The 15,523-nt window shown below is 64.6% G+C and carries 9 protein-coding genes and 5 tRNA genes; 7 read left to right on the top strand and 7 right to left on the bottom strand.

What is annotated here, in order from left to right; translation table 11 throughout:
- Window positions 1-3: 3 nt before the first annotated feature.
- Both purU and folD read right to left on the bottom strand, forming a co-directional pair.
- A complete protein-coding gene (purU, locus tag BI347_RS15085; RefSeq protein ID WP_071114917.1) occupies window positions 4-867 on the bottom strand; it encodes a formyltetrahydrofolate deformylase in 864 nt (287 codons plus the stop codon).
- A 168-nt stretch (window positions 868-1,035) separates the two neighbouring features.
- Window positions 1,036-1,887 (bottom strand): bifunctional methylenetetrahydrofolate dehydrogenase/methenyltetrahydrofolate cyclohydrolase FolD, encoded by an 852-nt coding sequence (folD, locus tag BI347_RS15080; RefSeq protein WP_071114916.1) that lies wholly within the window; start codon window positions 1,885-1,887, stop codon window positions 1,036-1,038.
- A gap of 227 nt (window positions 1,888-2,114) precedes the next feature.
- Here folD and BI347_RS15075 point away from each other — a divergent pair.
- The 6 genes from BI347_RS15075 to BI347_RS15050 all read left to right on the top strand — a co-directional run bounded on the left by BI347_RS15075 (window position 2,115) and on the right by BI347_RS15050 (window position 3,716).
- A tRNA-Pro gene (locus BI347_RS15075) sits at window positions 2,115-2,191 on the top strand.
- A gap of 22 nt (window positions 2,192-2,213) precedes the next feature.
- Window positions 2,214-2,290, top strand: a tRNA-Arg gene (locus BI347_RS15070).
- A 27-nt stretch (window positions 2,291-2,317) separates the two neighbouring features.
- Window positions 2,318-2,393 (top strand) — tRNA-His (locus BI347_RS15065).
- 279 nt (window positions 2,394-2,672) lie between these two features.
- Window positions 2,673-2,748: transfer RNA gene (locus BI347_RS15060), tRNA-His, on the top strand.
- 49 nt (window positions 2,749-2,797) lie between these two features.
- Window positions 2,798-2,873: transfer RNA gene (locus BI347_RS15055), tRNA-His, on the top strand.
- Between the two features lie 168 nt (window positions 2,874-3,041).
- Window positions 3,042-3,716 carry a GntR family transcriptional regulator gene (locus tag BI347_RS15050; RefSeq protein ID WP_071114915.1) on the top strand — a complete coding sequence of 225 codons (675 nt, stop codon included), beginning with the start codon at window positions 3,042-3,044 and terminating at the stop codon, window positions 3,714-3,716.
- Window positions 3,717-4,247: 531 nt separating this feature from the next.
- Here the strand turns inward: BI347_RS15050 and BI347_RS15045 are convergent.
- The 3 genes from BI347_RS15045 to BI347_RS15035 all read right to left on the bottom strand — a co-directional run bounded on the left by BI347_RS15045 (window position 4,248) and on the right by BI347_RS15035 (window position 11,474).
- Complete coding sequence (locus BI347_RS15045; RefSeq protein ID WP_071114914.1) at window positions 4,248-4,631, bottom strand: response regulator; 384 nt, start codon at window positions 4,629-4,631, stop codon at window positions 4,248-4,250.
- Window positions 4,632-4,732: 101 nt separating this feature from the next.
- Entirely contained in the window at window positions 4,733-9,628 is a 4,896-nt protein-coding gene (locus BI347_RS15040) for a hemagglutinin repeat-containing protein (RefSeq protein WP_158020798.1), read from the bottom strand.
- 163 nt (window positions 9,629-9,791) lie between these two features.
- Window positions 9,792-11,474 (bottom strand): ShlB/FhaC/HecB family hemolysin secretion/activation protein, encoded by a 1,683-nt coding sequence (locus BI347_RS15035; RefSeq protein ID WP_083338906.1) that lies wholly within the window; start codon window positions 11,472-11,474, stop codon window positions 9,792-9,794.
- A gap of 239 nt (window positions 11,475-11,713) precedes the next feature.
- On the opposite strand from BI347_RS15035, the gene BI347_RS24840 reads away from it, so the two are divergent.
- Complete coding sequence (locus tag BI347_RS24840) at window positions 11,714-13,012, top strand: PAS domain-containing protein (protein ID WP_275638105.1); 1,299 nt, start codon at window positions 11,714-11,716, stop codon at window positions 13,010-13,012.
- Between the two features lie 60 nt (window positions 13,013-13,072).
- Here the strand turns inward: BI347_RS24840 and alr are convergent, their stop codons facing one another.
- Window positions 13,073-14,143, bottom strand: a complete 1,071-nt coding sequence (alr, locus tag BI347_RS15025; protein ID WP_071116223.1) for an alanine racemase — start codon at window positions 14,141-14,143, stop codon at window positions 13,073-13,075.
- Between the two features lie 4 nt (window positions 14,144-14,147).
- A complete protein-coding gene (locus BI347_RS15020; protein ID WP_338032393.1) occupies window positions 14,148-15,509 on the bottom strand; it encodes a D-amino acid dehydrogenase in 1,362 nt (453 codons plus the stop codon).
- Window positions 15,510-15,523: the final 14 nt, after the last annotated feature.

Raw genomic sequence — 15,523 nt, 5'->3', positions numbered from 1 at the left:
AGCTCAATCGAAGACCACGGTCTTGTTGTTGTAGGACAGCACTCGGTTGTCCAGATGCCAGCGCACCGCGCGCGACAACACCACCTTCTCCAGGTCGCGCCCCTTCTGGATCAGATCGTCCACCGCGTCGCGGTGCGAGATGCGGGTGACCTCCTGCTCGATGATCGGGCCTTCGTCCAGATCCTCGGTCACATAGTGGCTGGTGGCGCCGATCAGCTTGACGCCGCGCGCAAAGGCGCGGTGATAGGGTTTGGCGCCGTCAAAGGCCGGCAGGAAACTGTGGTGGATGTTGATCACGCGGTCCGGATAGCGGGAGACGAACCCGCCGGACAGGATCTGCATATAGCGCGCCAGCACGATGAAATCGACGCCGGCCTCCTCCAGCAGGCGGAACTGTTCGGCTTCGGCTTCCGCCTTGTTGTCCTTGCCCACCTTGATCACGTGGAAGGGGATGCCGTTGAACTCCACCAGGCGGCGGCAGGTTTCGTGATTGGAGATCACCAGCGGGATGTCGCACTCCAGCTCGCCAATGCGCCAGCGGTGCAGCAGGTCGACCAGGCAGTGCTCGTACTGCGACACGAAGATGGCCATCCGCGGCTTGCGCGCCGACAGCGACACTTTCCAGCTCATATTGTGCTCGTCAGCAATCGGCTGGAAGGCGGCGGCGAAGCTGTCCATCGGCAGGGTGAAGCCGTTCAGGTCCCATTGCACCCGCATCAGGAACAGGTTTTCGCTGGTGTCCTGATGCTGGTCGGCATGCATGATGTTGGCGTTGTAGGTCATCAGGAAATTGGCGATGGCCGCTACCAGGCCCTTCTTGTCCGGCGCGCTCATCAGGAGCGTCGCCGAGTGCTTCTCGTGACTCATGTTCAAATCCGTAATTTAGTTTCACCTAATACTAAAACAGCCGCGGACGGCTGTCTGCAACCCGTTTTCCGGCATGACCGCGGCAATGCCGCAAACAAAATCGCCACAGCCCGGCAATGCCGTACGCTGTGGCGAGCATGGCAATGGCCGCGCGTGGCGGCAATCGGCTCAGGCGTTCAGATTGGCGGAATCCAGCGTGTTCTGCAACAGCGTCGCCACCGTCATCGGGCCGACGCCGCCCGGCACCGGGGTGATGAAGCCGGCGCGTTCGCGCGCAGGCTCGAACTCGACATCGCCGCACAGCTTGCCGCTATCCAGCCGGTTGATGCCCACATCGATCACCACCGCGCCCGGCTTGATCCACTCGCCCTTGACGAAGTTGGGGATGCCCACCGCCGCCACCACGATATCCGCGGCGGCCACCTCGGCGGCCAGATCCCGCGTGGCGCTATGGCAAACCGTAGTCGTGGCGCGCGCCAACAGCATTTCCAGCGCCTGCGGCCGGCCGACGATATTGGACGCGCCGACGATCACCACCTTCTTGCCCTTGGGATCGATGCCGTACTCCGCCAGCAAGGTCATCACGCCCCGCGGCGTGCACGGCCTCATCAGCGGCATCTTGATGGCCAGCCGGCCCACATTATACGGGTGAAAGCCGTCCACATCCTTTTTAGGATCGATGCGCTCGATAACCGCTTGCGGATCAATCTGTTGCGGTAGCGGCAATTGCACCAGAATACCGTCGATGCCGGCATCGGCATTCAAACCGTCGATAATTTCCAGCAATTGCTGCTGGCTGGCGGTGGCCGGCAAATCATAAGCCACCGAGCGGATGCCGGCTTTTTCGCAGGCGCGCTTCTTGCTGCCGACATAAACCGCCGAAGCCGCATTGTCGCCCACCAGCACCACCGCCAGCGCCGGCGCGCGTTTGCCAAGCAGCAGGCGCTCGCCCACGCCCTCCCGCACCTTTTCCACCAGTTTTTCCGCTACCGCCTTACCATCGATCAATTGTGCAGACATGCCCGAATCCCATCTTGACGCAGATAAATAACGGCCGTCATTCTCGCATTATTTCCGCAATGCGGTAAGCGCAAACCCGCTGATTATTTCTCTTAAGCTCAAGAGAAATAAGGAAAAATGCCGCAGGCAAATATTTCATGCTCAAAATACCCGTCGGGCGCATTAAAAATAATTCAATAAAGGCGTTGACAGGGCAATGTGGCGTCCGTATAGTTGCGGTCTCTGTTCGGGGCGTAGCGCAGCCTGGTAGCGCACCTGATTTGGGATCAGGGGGTCGCGAGTTCGAATCCCGCCGCCCCGACCAGACAAACAAGCAGCCCGATAGAGCGCCCGTAGCTCAACCGGATAGAGCACCAGCCTTCTAAGCTGGGGGTTACAGGTTCGATTCCTGTCGGGCGCGCCAAGCTTGCTTGCATTGCGGTACCCAGTGGTGGATATAGCTCAGTTGGTAGAGTCCCGGATTGTGATTCCGGTTGTCGTGGGTTCGAGTCCCATTATCCACCCCAGCATTCCGCGAAGGCGGCCAATTTCGATTGGCCGCCTTTTGCCATTGCCCCGCTCAAAAACAGCAAACGAAACGCCAAGGCAAGCCGCCCCGCGCCCTTCCAGCCCTACTCCAGACCCAGCCCGACCCCACGCAACCGCGTGCGCGCCTGCTTTGAAGATCGGCCAAAACCGCCGCGCCAGGCCGGCGCCGCGCAAACTGCACGACGGACTTGCGCTTTGCCTGATATCCTCATATAATTCGCCTCCTCGTTGAGCAGCAAGCCTGATCGACGACAGTGGTGGATATAGCTCAGTTGGTAGAGTCCCGGATTGTGATTCCGGTTGTCGTGGGTTCGAGTCCCATTATCCACCCCACAATTTATTATTGGCCCATGGTTTCGCCGTGGGTCCAGCCGCTTCAGCGGTGGATATAGCTCAGTTGGTAGAGTCCCGGATTGTGATTCCGGTTGTCGTGGGTTCGAGTCCCATTATCCACCCCAAAACAAAGAAAGCCCGACCTACGCGTCGGGCTTTCTTTTTACCCCTTCCCTCCTCGTACAGAATCGCGACAAAAATGTTCAATTTTGCCGCTTGCCTGAACAGTGAAGCTCCGTATAATCGAATACATTTGCATGTATCCGATTGACTGACAGATAACGATACCCACCATGACCACCCTGCAGCCGATCAAGCGCCAGACGCTTACCAGTGCCGTAACAGAATCATTGCGTCGCCGCATCCTGTCCGGAGAATTCGCCGATGGCCAACAGTTGCGCCAGGAGGCGCTGTCCAACGAATACGGCGTCAGCCGGGTGCCGGTGCGCGAAGCGCTGCGCCAGCTGGAAGCCGAGGGATTGATCCAGATCATCGACCACAAGGGCGCGCTGGTTTCCAAGCTGTCGCTGGAAGACGTGCTGGAGCTGCTGGAGGTGCGCTCGATGCTGGAAGGTTCGCTGCTGAAGGCCGCCATCCCCTGTCAGACCCAGGCCGACCACGACGCGGCCCAGCAGACGCTGCGTGAATTCGAAGTCGCCCTCAACAATAATGACGTGCGCCACTGGGGCGAGATCAACTCGCGCTTCCACTTGGCTCTGTACCGCGCCGCCAAACGCCCCAACACGCTGGCGCTGATCGAGCAGCTGCACAACAAGACCGACCGCTACACCCGGATGCAGATCCTGTTCACCCGCACCATGGAGCGCGCCCACGAAGAACACACCCGGCTGCTGGAGATGTGCCGCAAGGGCAAGGCCGAAGAGGCGGCGGAATTCCTGCGCTACCACATCCTGTCCGCCGGCCACGCGCTGGAGAGCTACCTGAAGAGCCAGCAGGCCAATCACTGATCCGCCCCGCTGCGGGTTCGCCAGCACCAGACAACGCGGCGCCTTGCGCATCACGCCGCTTCTCAGCGGCAGCGGCTTGAGTCGTCCAGCGTTGATGCGCGCCCAGCCGGCAATTGTCGCGCGACTGACGGCCAGAGTTCCTCGGCGCCACCTGCGTTTCGCGCCAGAGTTGCCTCTAACGTGCCTCCCGCACACCCCGGCGATGTCCCGGCGCGGCGTAGGCGACAAACGCCGCATCCCGCCAGAAAACCCTGCCCCCTTCCCGGCCACAATCTGCTGCGCCGATACAAGGCGCCTTCGGCGCAGGACAACCATCTCGCGCAGCTCTGGTCGGGCGCTTTGGCGGCCGGCGCCAGCTGGCGATATAGGGCGACGGGAACGATGGGCGGCTGCGGAACAAAGGCGGAGAGGAAAGCCGTCTGCCGCCGGCCGCCCGCCCGCTTGGCGGATCCCTCCGCAACCGGGGCCGTTCGCGATGAACAGCAGGGAGGAGATCGAAACGGCGAAGGCCGGCTTCAACGAGGGAAAATTCTAGTCTTCGTCGAGGTAGGTATGGATCACCTGTTCGAGGTCCTGCAGGCGGAACGGCTTGACCAGCATGCCGTTCATGCCCGCCTCCAGGCAGCGCTGCTTGTCCTCGACGAAGGCGTTGGCGGTCATGGCGACGATCTTGGGCTGGCTCGCCAACGGGCTGTGGCGAATCTGATAGGTGGCCTCCAGGCCATTCATTACCGGCATCTGGATATCCATCAGGATCAGGCGGTATTGGCCGCTCAGCGCCATCGCTACCGCCTGCTGGCCGTTCTCCGCCAGATCGGCGCTGCGCTCAAGCCATTCCAGCATCTGCTCGAGCAGAGCCTGGTTGAGCGGATTGTCCTCGACCAGCAGAATGCAAGCCGCCTCGTCCAATGCCATGACGCCTCCGGATGTCAAAACAACGGCGGCACATGTGCCGCCATTGTTTTTTCTCAGCATAGCCCAGCCGGGGAAGAGGCCAAGCCTGACAGGCCTGTCATTTAACCGCCGGACTTCACCTCGCCATTGATGGCTTGGGTCTGCTTGTCATGCTCGACATGCATCAGCGGCGCCTTGCCGGAACTGACATCCTTCACCGCCTGCTGGATGATGGCCGCCGGAGTGCCGTCCAGCTTGACGCCGCCAGCTGCGGTGTAGGCGCTGGTCTGGATGCTGCCGGTTTCCACCTTGGCGTCCCCCAGGATCACCTTGCCGGCGCTGGAGGCCAACTGGCCGCCGGTCAGCTCCACTTTGCCGCCCACCGCCAGATCGACGCCGGCGTTGCCGTTGACGGCGCTGACGGCGCTGATGCTGTCGTCGCGCTTGACGCTGACGTCGATCACGCCGGACACCTGGGTGCCCTTGTCCTGCGGGTTGAGCAGCTTGTCCTTCAGGGTCTCGCCGCCCTTGCGCAGCGCGCTGTCCGCCACGCCGGACTTGGCTTCGCCGCTGGTCGGCTGAGCCGGCAGCGTCACGCTGCCGCCATTGGCATCCTGGCGGAAGGCCACCGGATTGGTGCTGTCCTTGCCGTTCTGGAAGGCGATGGTGTTGTACTTGTCTTCAATCTTGTCCGCCACCGCGTTCACCGCCTCGGTCGCCTTGTCCTTCACCGCGCCGGCCAGGGGGCCGGCCACGCTGGCCGCCTGATCCACCAGGCTGGGGTTCTTGGCGTTGGAGCTGCTGACGTTCAGGCCCACGTCAACCGTGGTGCTGTTGTTGCGGTCCTGGCGACTCTGCACCGCCACGTCGCCGCCCACGCTGCCGTCAACCTTGCCGGCGTTGATATTGGCGCCGGACATCGCCAGCGAGCCGTCAACACGGAGACTCACCTGATCAGCGGTCACCGTGGCGTTGCCGTTGGCGAGCTTGTCCTGCTGATCCACCTTGACGTCGAAACCGCCGTTCGCCTGGTAGGTCTTGCTGGCGCCGCCGGCATTGGGCTGGCCGTTGCCCTTGGCCACGCTGCTGTTGTTGCCGCCGCCCAGGTTAGCGCTGGCGCTCCAGTTGTCGCGCTGGCTGGTGGACTGCGCCGACGCCATGTTGACGCCGCCGCTGTCAGCGCCGAGAGTGACGTTCTTGCCGCTCAATTGGCTGCCCTGCAGCTGGATGGCGTTATTGCCCGCCGCGCCGGAGCCGATGTTCAGCGCGCCGCCGCTGGCGATCTTGCCACCGCTTTGCGTGGCGCCGGACTCGTTCTGGCTGGATAGCTGCACGCCGCCGCCGACGTTGAAGCCCTGGCCCGACGCATCCTTGCCATTGCTGTTGTTGCCGCCGGCGTTGACATTGAAGCCCCAACTGCTGCCGGTTTTGCTGTCGCTGCCGCTGGCCGCCTGCAAGCTCACCTTGCCGTCGGACTGCAGCTTGATGTCGCCGGCGCTTGCCAGGCTGCCGCCCTGCACCGTCAAGCCATTGCCAGAGGTCAGCGCAATGCCGCCCGCCGACTGCACGCTGGCGGTCGCCGCCTGGCTGCTGGCCGTCTGGCCCTGTTGATTGCGCACCACGAGCTTGCCGCTGCCGCCCAGCTTGTTGCCGCCGTCTATCGGGCTGGTGCTGATGCCCAGGCCGAGATCGACGCCCACCGTATGCTGCTGGCTGCTGGCGGTATTGTCCGCCTGGGACAAGACCAGCTTGCCGCCGGCCTGGATGCTGGTTTGGCCGCTGCCGCCATTGATGGCCACGCCCTGATAGGTGGCGTCATTGCCGACCTGCACGCTTACGCCTCCCGCGGACTGGATGGAACCGGTCACCGCGGCGCTGGACTCGCTCTGGCTGTTGCCGTAGCCGCCCTGGCCGCTTCCCTTGACGTTCACATCCTCGCCGGTGGTGGTGTAGACGCGCACATTAGCGCCGCCTTCGCTCTTCTGGCTGCTCTGGCTCTGGGTATTGGCCGCGGCGGTCATCTGATGGCTGTCGGCGCTGATGCTCACCTGCCCCTGGCTGGCGCGGTATTGGGTGGCCTGGTCCTTCAGCGCGCCGCCGGCGCTCACATTGACTGACGATCCGGCGATGCTGGTGGCCTGTGCCGTGCTGCTTTGGCTTTGCGACTGGCCGCTGCCGCCGCTGACCGCCACGTCTACGCCCAGATTGGCCGCGCCCAGCTGGCCCGCCTGAGTCGCCGCGCCCGCCACATCTCCCTTGGCCACGCTGCCGCCAGCGTTGGCGATGGGACGGGTGACGCCGCTGTAATCGACATTGACGCCGACGTCCGCGCCCCAGTGGCTGCCTATCTGCAGGGTCGATTGCTGGTTGACGGCCGCCTGGTTGCTGACGTCGCCGGCGGCGATGCTCACCGCGCCGCCCGCCTTGATCTGGCTGCCCTGATTGCTGACGCTGCCCATGCCGTTGCCGGCGGTGATGTCCAGCTTGCCGCCGACCGCCAGTTGGCTGGCCTGGGCGGTGCTGGTGTCGGTCTGGGTGCGGGCGCTGTTCTGGCCGAACTCCACGCCGGCGCCGGCCTTGTCCAGCCCGCCGGTCAGATACAGGCCGCCGCCGCTGACGGTGCTGCCCTTGTCGCTATGCGAAGTGGCCTGCGCCGCGCCCAGGCTGACGTTCTGGCCGGACAGGCTGGCGTCGCCGCCATTGGTTTCCAGCTTGGAGCCGGTCAGGCTCAGGTCGTTGCCGGCCGCCAGCTTGACGCTGCCGCCGGACAGCTGCGCGCCGGTCTGGCTGGTCTGGTCCGATTGCTGCTTGCTGCTGGTATGCTCCAGCCTCGCACCGCCGCGGTATTGCTGGTCGCTCACTTCGCTGCCCACGCCGCGCAAGGCCAGCTTGGCGTCGGTGGATTGACTGTGCGTTTCGCTGGCCTGGCTGGCCACCTTGATGTCGCCCACCGCCTGGATGTTCAACGCTTGCGCCGCCTTCACCAGGCTGCCGGTCACCGCCACGTCGCCGGCGGAGATCAGCTGCAGGTCGGCGTCGGACTTCAGCGCCGAGCCCACCGCGTCCTGTTGGCTGCTGCTGCCCTTGCTCGAACTCTTGGTGATGTTGAACACGGTGCCGCTGCGCTGGTCGGTACGGGTCTGGGTCAGGTCGATGGCGCTGTCTATCACCACGCTGCCGGTCTGGGTCTTGGCGTAGGCGCCCTGAGCGCCCTTGGCCTGGCTGCCGTTGATGGCGACGCCGGCGTCGCCGTTGATGAACAACTTGCCGCCGGCGTTGACCGCGCTGCCGGCATTGCTGGTGACGGCGCTGCCGTTGTTCTGGTTGCCGCCGCCGCCGATGCCGCCCCAGTAGGTCTTGTCGTTCTGCGAACTGCTGGCATTGCTGCTGGTCTGGGTGGCTAGCGTGGCCTTGCCCTGGGCCGACAACACGGTGTCGCCGCCGGACTTGATAATGGCCGCCTGAGCGTTGATGTCGCCGCTGGCGGTGACGCCCAGCGCGTTGCCGGCGCGCAACTGGCTCTGCACCAGGCGCTGCTGGCTGCTGCTGTTGTTCCAGTTGCCGGTCTCAAGCGCCGCGCCGTCGTTCTTGCGGTTGCCGACATCGCTGCTGGTATCGGTCTCCACCAGCGCCGACAGCTTCACGTCGCCCGCCGCAGCCAGTTTGATATTGTTGCCGGCCTCCACGCTGGCGCCGGCGATGCTGGAGCCACCCGCCGTCGCCGTCAGCTCGACGTCATGCTGCGCCTTGATGCGCGCCACCGATTGTTCTTGCGTGACGCTGCTCTTGTCCTGATTGTAGGCCCAGGAATTCTTCCAGGCGTGGTCGCTGCTGCTGGCGCTGCTCTCGGCCAGCTGGCCGTCCAGATTCAGGCTGGCCGCGTTGAGCTTGACGTCCTGGCCCTGGATGTCGGCCGCGCCGACATGGGCGTTGCCGCCGGAGGCGATGCTGACATCGTCGCCCTGCAGCGACGCGCGCTTGACGCTGCTGTCGGTCTTGTTGGAGCGGCTGTTGCTCTCGCCGGTCTTCCAGATGAACCAGCTTTCGTCATGCTTGCTGTCCTTGCCGGTTTCGCTGTCCACCCGGCCGCCTATGTCCACGCTGCCGCCGGACAGGGCCAGCTGCTTGCCCTTGAGCTGGGCGGCCTGCACCGCCAGCGCGCCGGCGGCGCTCACCGTCAGCTCGTTGCCGCCATCGAGATTGCCGCCCACATTGACGCCGGCGCCGGCGTCGGTGCTGACGATATTGATGCGCCCCGCCTGCATCGCGCCCAGGAAATAGCTGTCCAGCTTGCCCACGCCTTCCGGCGTCTTGGCGGTGGCTATCACCTGGCCGCTGGCGTAGTCGACGGTATTGAAGCCGGCGCGGACGCGGATGGCGTCGCTGGCGGCGACATTGGCGCGCACGTCGAGGCGCGGCGCGATCAGGTCCAGCACATTGACGCCGGAGGCGCCGCCGCCGGCAATGCTCAAGGCATTGCCGTTATTCGCAGCCTGCAAGGAGGCGATGGCGCCGTCCTGCAGATTGGCGTTGCCCACCAGCATCGAGGCGCGCGGGATGTTGATGAAGCCGCAGCCGTTGCAGGCGATGCCATTGGGGTTGGCCAGCACGTAGTCGGCGGCCTTGCCGAACACTTCCTGCTTGCCCAGCAGCAGGGACGGATTGCGGCTGACCACCTCGTTGAGGATCACGCTGGCCTCGCGGCCGCCCAATTGGCTGTTGGCGCCGAGCTGCCCCGCCAGTTGCGACTGGCCGGCCTGCAGCGAGTTGTTGAACACCGCGCCGGGCTGGCCAACGTTGAAATCCTGATACTGGTTGTGCGACACCCCGGCCGCGGTCGGCGCAACGATATTGATCACCTGGGCGCCGTTGCCGGCGGTGGTAACCTGCGGTTGCGCGCCGTTGCCGCCCCCCGCCGCGATGCCGCCGGCCAGGCTGGCGTCGGCCAATACGAAGGCCAGCGTCAATGCCGCGGCCACCTTCCCCGTCACTGACAAATCGAACTTTGTTTTTTTCATCATCATCCCCTCGAAACCAAGGTCACCGGCGCGCAGCGCATGGCGCAGCCATTAAAACAACCGTTTGATTTGGAATCTAAGGTTTTTTTTAAATCAAATCAATTGAAATACTTATTCACAACATTCTTAAAATTGTTTTCGTTTCATTTACACAACGACCCGCTCACCACTGCCAGTTAAGCCGCGCAAACAGGATGTGGCCTTCAACTGGCCAGGATGAAGGCTTGTACAGCGGCCGGCTGTAGTCCAGATCCAGCGTCACGCCGCCGCCGCCAATTGTCACGCCGGCATCCGCACCGGCGATGTTCTGCCAGGCATCCTGGCTACCGCGCTGCAGCACCCTGCCGCCATCCAGGCCCAGCCTAGGCGTCAGCGTCCAATCGCCATACTGCAGCCGCCTGGACACGGTATTGCGCCAATACCAGCCGGTTTCGGAAACCAGGGAGTTAGTGCGAAAGCCGCGCACCGCGCTGCTGTCGGCGATGTCCAGCTTCTCCACCCCGGGCAGCGCGTCGCGGCTGGCCTGGCCCGACAACGCACTTTGCCACTGGCAGGGTCCGCCCGGCAAACGCAGGGTCTGATACCAGGCCAGGCCAAGCTTCAGCTTGTTGAACTGCGGGTTCGGCGTGCCGGGATGGGTGGCGTCTGACGCGTCCGCTCCCAGCCAGCGCGTGCCGCGCTGCAGGCCGCCGTCCAGCTGCAGCAAGCCTGAGGGCAGGATCAGCATTTGCGACAGCCCGGTCTCCAGCACCGCCAGATTGGGGCTACTGTTGCCTAGCTGCAGATCCTGAAAATAATTGCGCACCCGCTTCTGCACCAGCTGCACGTCGGCGGTCAGCACATGGCCCTGGTCGCGCGACAACACCCTGTCCAGCCGCAAGCCGGTTTGCGTGGTCAAGCCCGACAGCTGCGCGCTGCCGCCGCTCTGGGGGAGCGGGAACGGGCTGAGATAGTCGGAACGGCTGGCGAAGGCGCTGAAGGTCCAGTAGCCATAGGGCAAGGAATAAAACAGCGACTCGCTGCGGCTATGGCGAACCGACGGATTTTCGGTGGTGGCCTGCGCCGACAAGTTGAGAAAGTCGGTCCAGCCGGAAACATTGTCCCACCCCAAACTCGCGCCGGCCTGCATGCGGCCGGTGGACTGGCGACCAGTGTTGTCCAGCGCCACGCTGCCGGACAGCCGGGAATCGGGCTGGTTGTGCAGCTGCAGGATGGTCTCACCGACGCGCTCGCCCGGCTGCACGTCCACCGTCACATGGTTGGAGCGCAGCCGGTTGGCCTGGTCCAACCCCTGGTCCAGATCGCGCACATTCAGCGGCTGCCCCGCCAAACCGGGAAACAGATTGGCGGCGCGCAGCGAGGGATCGTCGCTGCGGATGGCCGCTACCCTACCCTCTTCCACCCGCAGCGTCAGCACGCCCCCCGCGTCCGGCCCATCCACCCGCACCCGGGCGGCGATGAAGCCGCGCTGCAGATACCGCGCGGTCAGCGCGCGGCTGAAGCGGTTGAGTTCGGCCAGGTCCAGGCAGTCGCCATGCGGCAGGCCCAGCGCCTTGACCTCATCGCGCGACAACAGGGAAATGCCGGCAAGGCGCAGCCCGCTGACCGACAGGCATTCCCGGCCTCGCAGCACCGGCGCCTCCTGGCCGGATAGCGCGCTGCCGCCGCTGTTGATCTGCCGCAGCTTCTGTTGCTGGATCAGGTCGTCGAAACGCCGGCTGTTGTCCTGCAGCAGACGGCGGGCGTCGCCGTCATCCCGCAACGCGGGAGGAATGGGCGGCGTATCGGCCCAGGTGGGTAAGGCGCAGGCCAGCAGCAGGCCCAGCGCGGTACGGGAAGGGTTCATCGCGGTTGGTGGTTCTGCGTGGTTTCGACCAGCGTTGGCGTCCGGCCGAAACAATTGTCATGAAATGAAAGGCCGCCATTAAACCACAGCGCCCCGCTCCCCGGAACCTGCCGCCGGATCCACGGCAGCCGATGCGGTTTTGAATAGTATTTATACATATTCCATCGGCATGGTGCATGCCTATGCTTAAAGCCTGACCATTCACCCGGAGCGCACCCATGTGGTTTGCAGGCAATAAAATGATCAATCAGCTGGAAAACGCCGCCGAAGCCGTGCTGCGCGGCGAATCCGCCAAATGGCACATTCATGGCAGCGAGCGCTGGCGCGCGCTGGGCGAAAAGCTGTCGCGGGTATGGGAGCAACGCGACCAGCAGATCACCCAGGCTGGCGAGGAACGGGTGTCCGCATCCAGGCAGCTTGCGCGGTTGCAGGAGGCCTTGCAGGAGGCCGAAGAACGGCTAGAGCGGGTTTCCACCCGCTTCGACCTGGTCAACCGCGCCGCCAGCGAAGGCCTGTGGGACATGTCGGTGGTGGCCGGCGATCCGGTCAACCCCAACAATGTGTTCTGGTGGTCGTCGACCTTCCGCTCCTTGCTGGGCTTTCACGACCCGCGCGACTTTCCCGACGTGCTGGCCAGTTGGGCCAACCGTCTTCACCCGGACAACAGGCCGCGCACGCTGGATGCTTTTGCCGCCCACCTGAACGACCGCAGCGCCCAGACGCCGTACGACATCGTATACCGGCTGCAATGCAAGAGCGGCGAATACCGCTGGTTCCGCGCCCGCGGCGCCACCTTGCGCGACGAGCGCGGTATTCCGCTGCGGGTGGCCGGCTCGCTGACGGACATCACCGAAGCGCGCCAGCAACAGCAGCAGTTGGAACGAACCATGACCCGTTTCGAGCTGGGCAGCGCGATGTTGGCCGAGGGGCTATGGGATATGGAAGTGGATGCGGCCAATCCTGTCAACGGCAACAACGCCTTCTGGTGGTCGCCGCAGTTCCGCAAGCAACTGGGCTTCGACAGCGAGCACGAATTCCCCAACGTGCTGGAAAGTTGGTCCAGCCGCCTGCACCCCGATGACAAGCAAAGGGTGCTGAACGCCTTCGCCGCCCATCTGGAAGACCGCAGCGGCCAGACGCCCTACGATCTGGAATACCGGTTGCAGTGCAGGAACGGCGAATACCACTGGTTTCGCGCCCGCGGCCAGACCAAACGCGCAGCCGACGGCGCGCCGCAGCGGGTGGTGGGCGCGCTGACCGACATCGACGCGGAAAAGCGCTCGGCGGCGCTGGACAGCGAAAGCCAGCAACGGCAGCAGCTGGAAAAGAGCCTGGGCGAAATCGCCGCCATCGTCAGCACCATCCAGTCCATCGCCGACCAGACCAACCTGCTGGCGCTGAACGCGGCGATAGAAGCCGCCCGCGCCGGCGAAACCGGCCGCGGCTTCGCGGTGGTGGCGGACGAGGTGCGCAAGCTGGCCGAGCGCACCCGCGACGCCACCCAAAGAGTGGAGAAGCTGGTGATGCAGCGCGGCTGAGCCGGCCGACAACAGAAAAGCCCGGCTCGTCGGCCGGGCTTTCTCATTGCCGCACGCCAGTCAGCAATAGGCGAAACGCGCGCGCTTGACGTTGCACAAGGGCTCGTAGCCTATGGTGCCGGCGTGGGCCGCCACCTCGTTGACCGACACCGCGTCGCCCCACAGCTCGACCTCGCTGCCGATGCCGGCAGCCGGCAGATCTGTGATGTCCACCGTCAGCATGTCCATCGACACCCGGCCTATCAGTCTGGAGCGCTGGCCGTCTATCAACACCGGGCTGCCGCTGGATGCGCGGCGCGGATAACCGTCGGCATAGCCGCAAGCCACCAGGCCGACGCGGGTGGGCCGGTCGGTGACGAAGTTGTCGCCGTAACCGATGGGTTCGCCGGCCGCCAGCTCGCGCACGCCGAAAATGCGGCTGGAAAAGCGCATCACCGGACGCAGCTCTGCGCCCTGCTCGAAACCGGCCGGCAACGGCGTCACGCCGTACAGCGCGATGCCGACCCGGCCCCAGTTGCGCTGCGCGCGAGCGTGGCACAGGATGCCGGCCGAATTGGCGACCGACTCGTCGCCGGCCGGCAGGCCGCGCACCGCGGCGTCGAACGCCTCCAGCTGGGAGAAGGTCATCGCCACTTCCGGCTCGTCGGCGCGGGCAAAGTGGGTCATCTTGCTGATCTTTTCCACCTTGCCGCAGGCCTCCAGCCTATGCCATGCGGCATGGTAGCTTGCCGGCACGAAGCCTTCGCGGTGCATGCCGGAGTCCAGCATCAGCCAGACATTGAACGGCCGCGCCGGGGCCGATTGCTCGACTATGCGCAATTGCTGCTCGCTGGTCACCGCCATCCACAGGCCGTGCTCGTCTACCGCCTTGAGTTCCTCGGCCTCGAACACGCCCTCCAACAGCAGGATGGGGCTGGCGATGCCGGCGGCGCGCAATTCCAGCGCCTCTTCCAGGCAGGCGACGGCGAAGCCGTCGGCGATATCCTCCAGCGCTCGGGCGCAACGCACCGCGCCATGGCCGTAGGCATTGGCCTTCAGCACCGCCAGCATCTTGTCGCCGTGGATGGACCTGGTCAGCCGGTAGTTATGGCGCAGATGCTCCAACCGTATCGTCGCGATCAGGGGACGCATCGAATCAGACCCCTTGCACCGCGGGACGGCCCACCGGCACCACCAGGGTTTCTCCCTGCTTGGCGTAGCGTTGCATCGACAGGCCGTCGATGCTGATTTCCGGCTTGGCGCCGGTGATGATGTCGGCCAGCACCTTGCCGGAGCCGGCGCACATAGTCCAGCCCAGCGTGCCGTGGCCGGTGTTCAGCGACAGGTTGGCGTAGCGGGTGCCGCCGACGATGGGCGTGCCGTCCGGCGTCATCGGCCGCAGGCCGGTCCAGAAGCTGGCCGCCGGGATGTCGCCGCCATTGGGATACAGGTCGCCCACCACCATTTCCAGCGTCTCGCGGCGGCGCGGGTTCAGTTCCAGATTGTAGCCCGACAGCTCGGCCATGCCGCCGACGCGGATGCGGTTGTCGAAACGGGTGATCGCCACCTTGTAGGTTTCATCCAGAATGGTGGAAGTGGGCGCGCCGGCCGGATTGGTGATCGGCACAGTCAACGAATAACCTTTCACCGGATAAACCGGGATGTCTACTCCCAGGTTTTTCACCAGATCGCGCGAATAGCTGCCCAGCGCCACCACGTAATGGTCGGCCTTCAGCAGTTCGTCGCCGACGCGCACGCCGGTGATCCGCTTGCCGTCGCTCTCGATGGCGTCGACGCTGACGCCGAAGCGGAACTCTACGCCCTTGCCGCGCGCCAGATCGGCCAGGCGGCTGGTGAACAGATTGCAATCGCCGGTCTCGTCGTTGGGCAGTTGCAGGCCGCCGGCCAGCTTGTGCTTGACCGCCGCCAGCGCCGGCTCGACGCGGGCGCAGCCGTCCGGGTCCAGCACGTTGAAATCCACGCCGCATTCGCGCAGCACGGCGATGTCCTTGGCCATGCCCTCCACCTGGGCCTGGCTGCGGAACAGCTGCAGCGTGCCGCCCTGGCGGCCTTCATAGTCCAGGCCGGTTTCGGCTCGCAGCTCCTTGATCTTGTCGCGGCTGTATTCCGCCAGCCGCATCATGCGGCTCTTGTTCACCGCATAGGATTTTTCATTGCAGTTGGCCAGCATCTTGGCGATCCACTGCAACTGGTACAGGCTGCCGTCCGGGCTGACCGCCAGCGGCGCATGGCGCTGGAACATCCACTTGACCGCCTTCTGCGGAATGCCGGGCGCGGCCCACGGCGCGGAATAACCGGGAGAAATCTGGCCGGCGTTGCCGAAACTGGTTTCCAGCGCCACGCCGTCCTGCCGCTCCAGCACCGTCACCTGGCAGCCGGCCTTGGCCAGATACCACGCGGTGGACACGCCCAGAACGCCGCCGCCCAGCACGATTACCTTCATTGTCTTGTCTCCGATTGTAGCCATGTCACTACAGCTAGTGAATTTCGCTAGTATATTGATAGACAGCT

This window comes from Chromobacterium sphagni, assembly GCF_001855575.1.
Classification (GTDB): Bacteria; Pseudomonadota; Gammaproteobacteria; order Burkholderiales; family Chromobacteriaceae; genus Chromobacterium; species Chromobacterium sphagni.
The sequence above is the reverse complement of the archived record's forward strand: the minus strand, read 5'-3'. Positions and strand labels throughout refer to the sequence as shown.

What these genes read in the sequence shown, in the direction of transcription:
- purU (WP_071114917.1), bottom strand. Translation starts at nt 867, where the DNA reads ATGAGTCACGAGAAGCACTCGGCGACGCTCCTGATGAGCGCGCCGGAC.
- folD (WP_071114916.1), bottom strand. Translation starts at nt 1,887, where the DNA reads ATGTCTGCACAATTGATCGATGGTAAGGCGGTAGCGGAAAAACTGGTG.
- BI347_RS15050 (WP_071114915.1), top strand. Translation starts at nt 3,042, where the DNA reads ATGACCACCCTGCAGCCGATCAAGCGCCAGACGCTTACCAGTGCCGTA.
- BI347_RS15045 (WP_071114914.1), bottom strand. Translation starts at nt 4,631, where the DNA reads ATGGCATTGGACGAGGCGGCTTGCATTCTGCTGGTCGAGGACAATCCG.
- BI347_RS15040 (WP_158020798.1), bottom strand. Translation starts at nt 9,628, where the DNA reads ATGAAAAAAACAAAGTTCGATTTGTCAGTGACGGGGAAGGTGGCCGCG.
- BI347_RS15035 (WP_083338906.1), bottom strand. Translation starts at nt 11,474, where the DNA reads ATGAACCCTTCCCGTACCGCGCTGGGCCTGCTGCTGGCCTGCGCCTTA.
- BI347_RS24840 (WP_275638105.1), top strand. Translation starts at nt 11,714, where the DNA reads ATGATCAATCAGCTGGAAAACGCCGCCGAAGCCGTGCTGCGCGGCGAA.
- alr (WP_071116223.1), bottom strand. Translation starts at nt 14,143, where the DNA reads ATGCGTCCCCTGATCGCGACGATACGGTTGGAGCATCTGCGCCATAAC.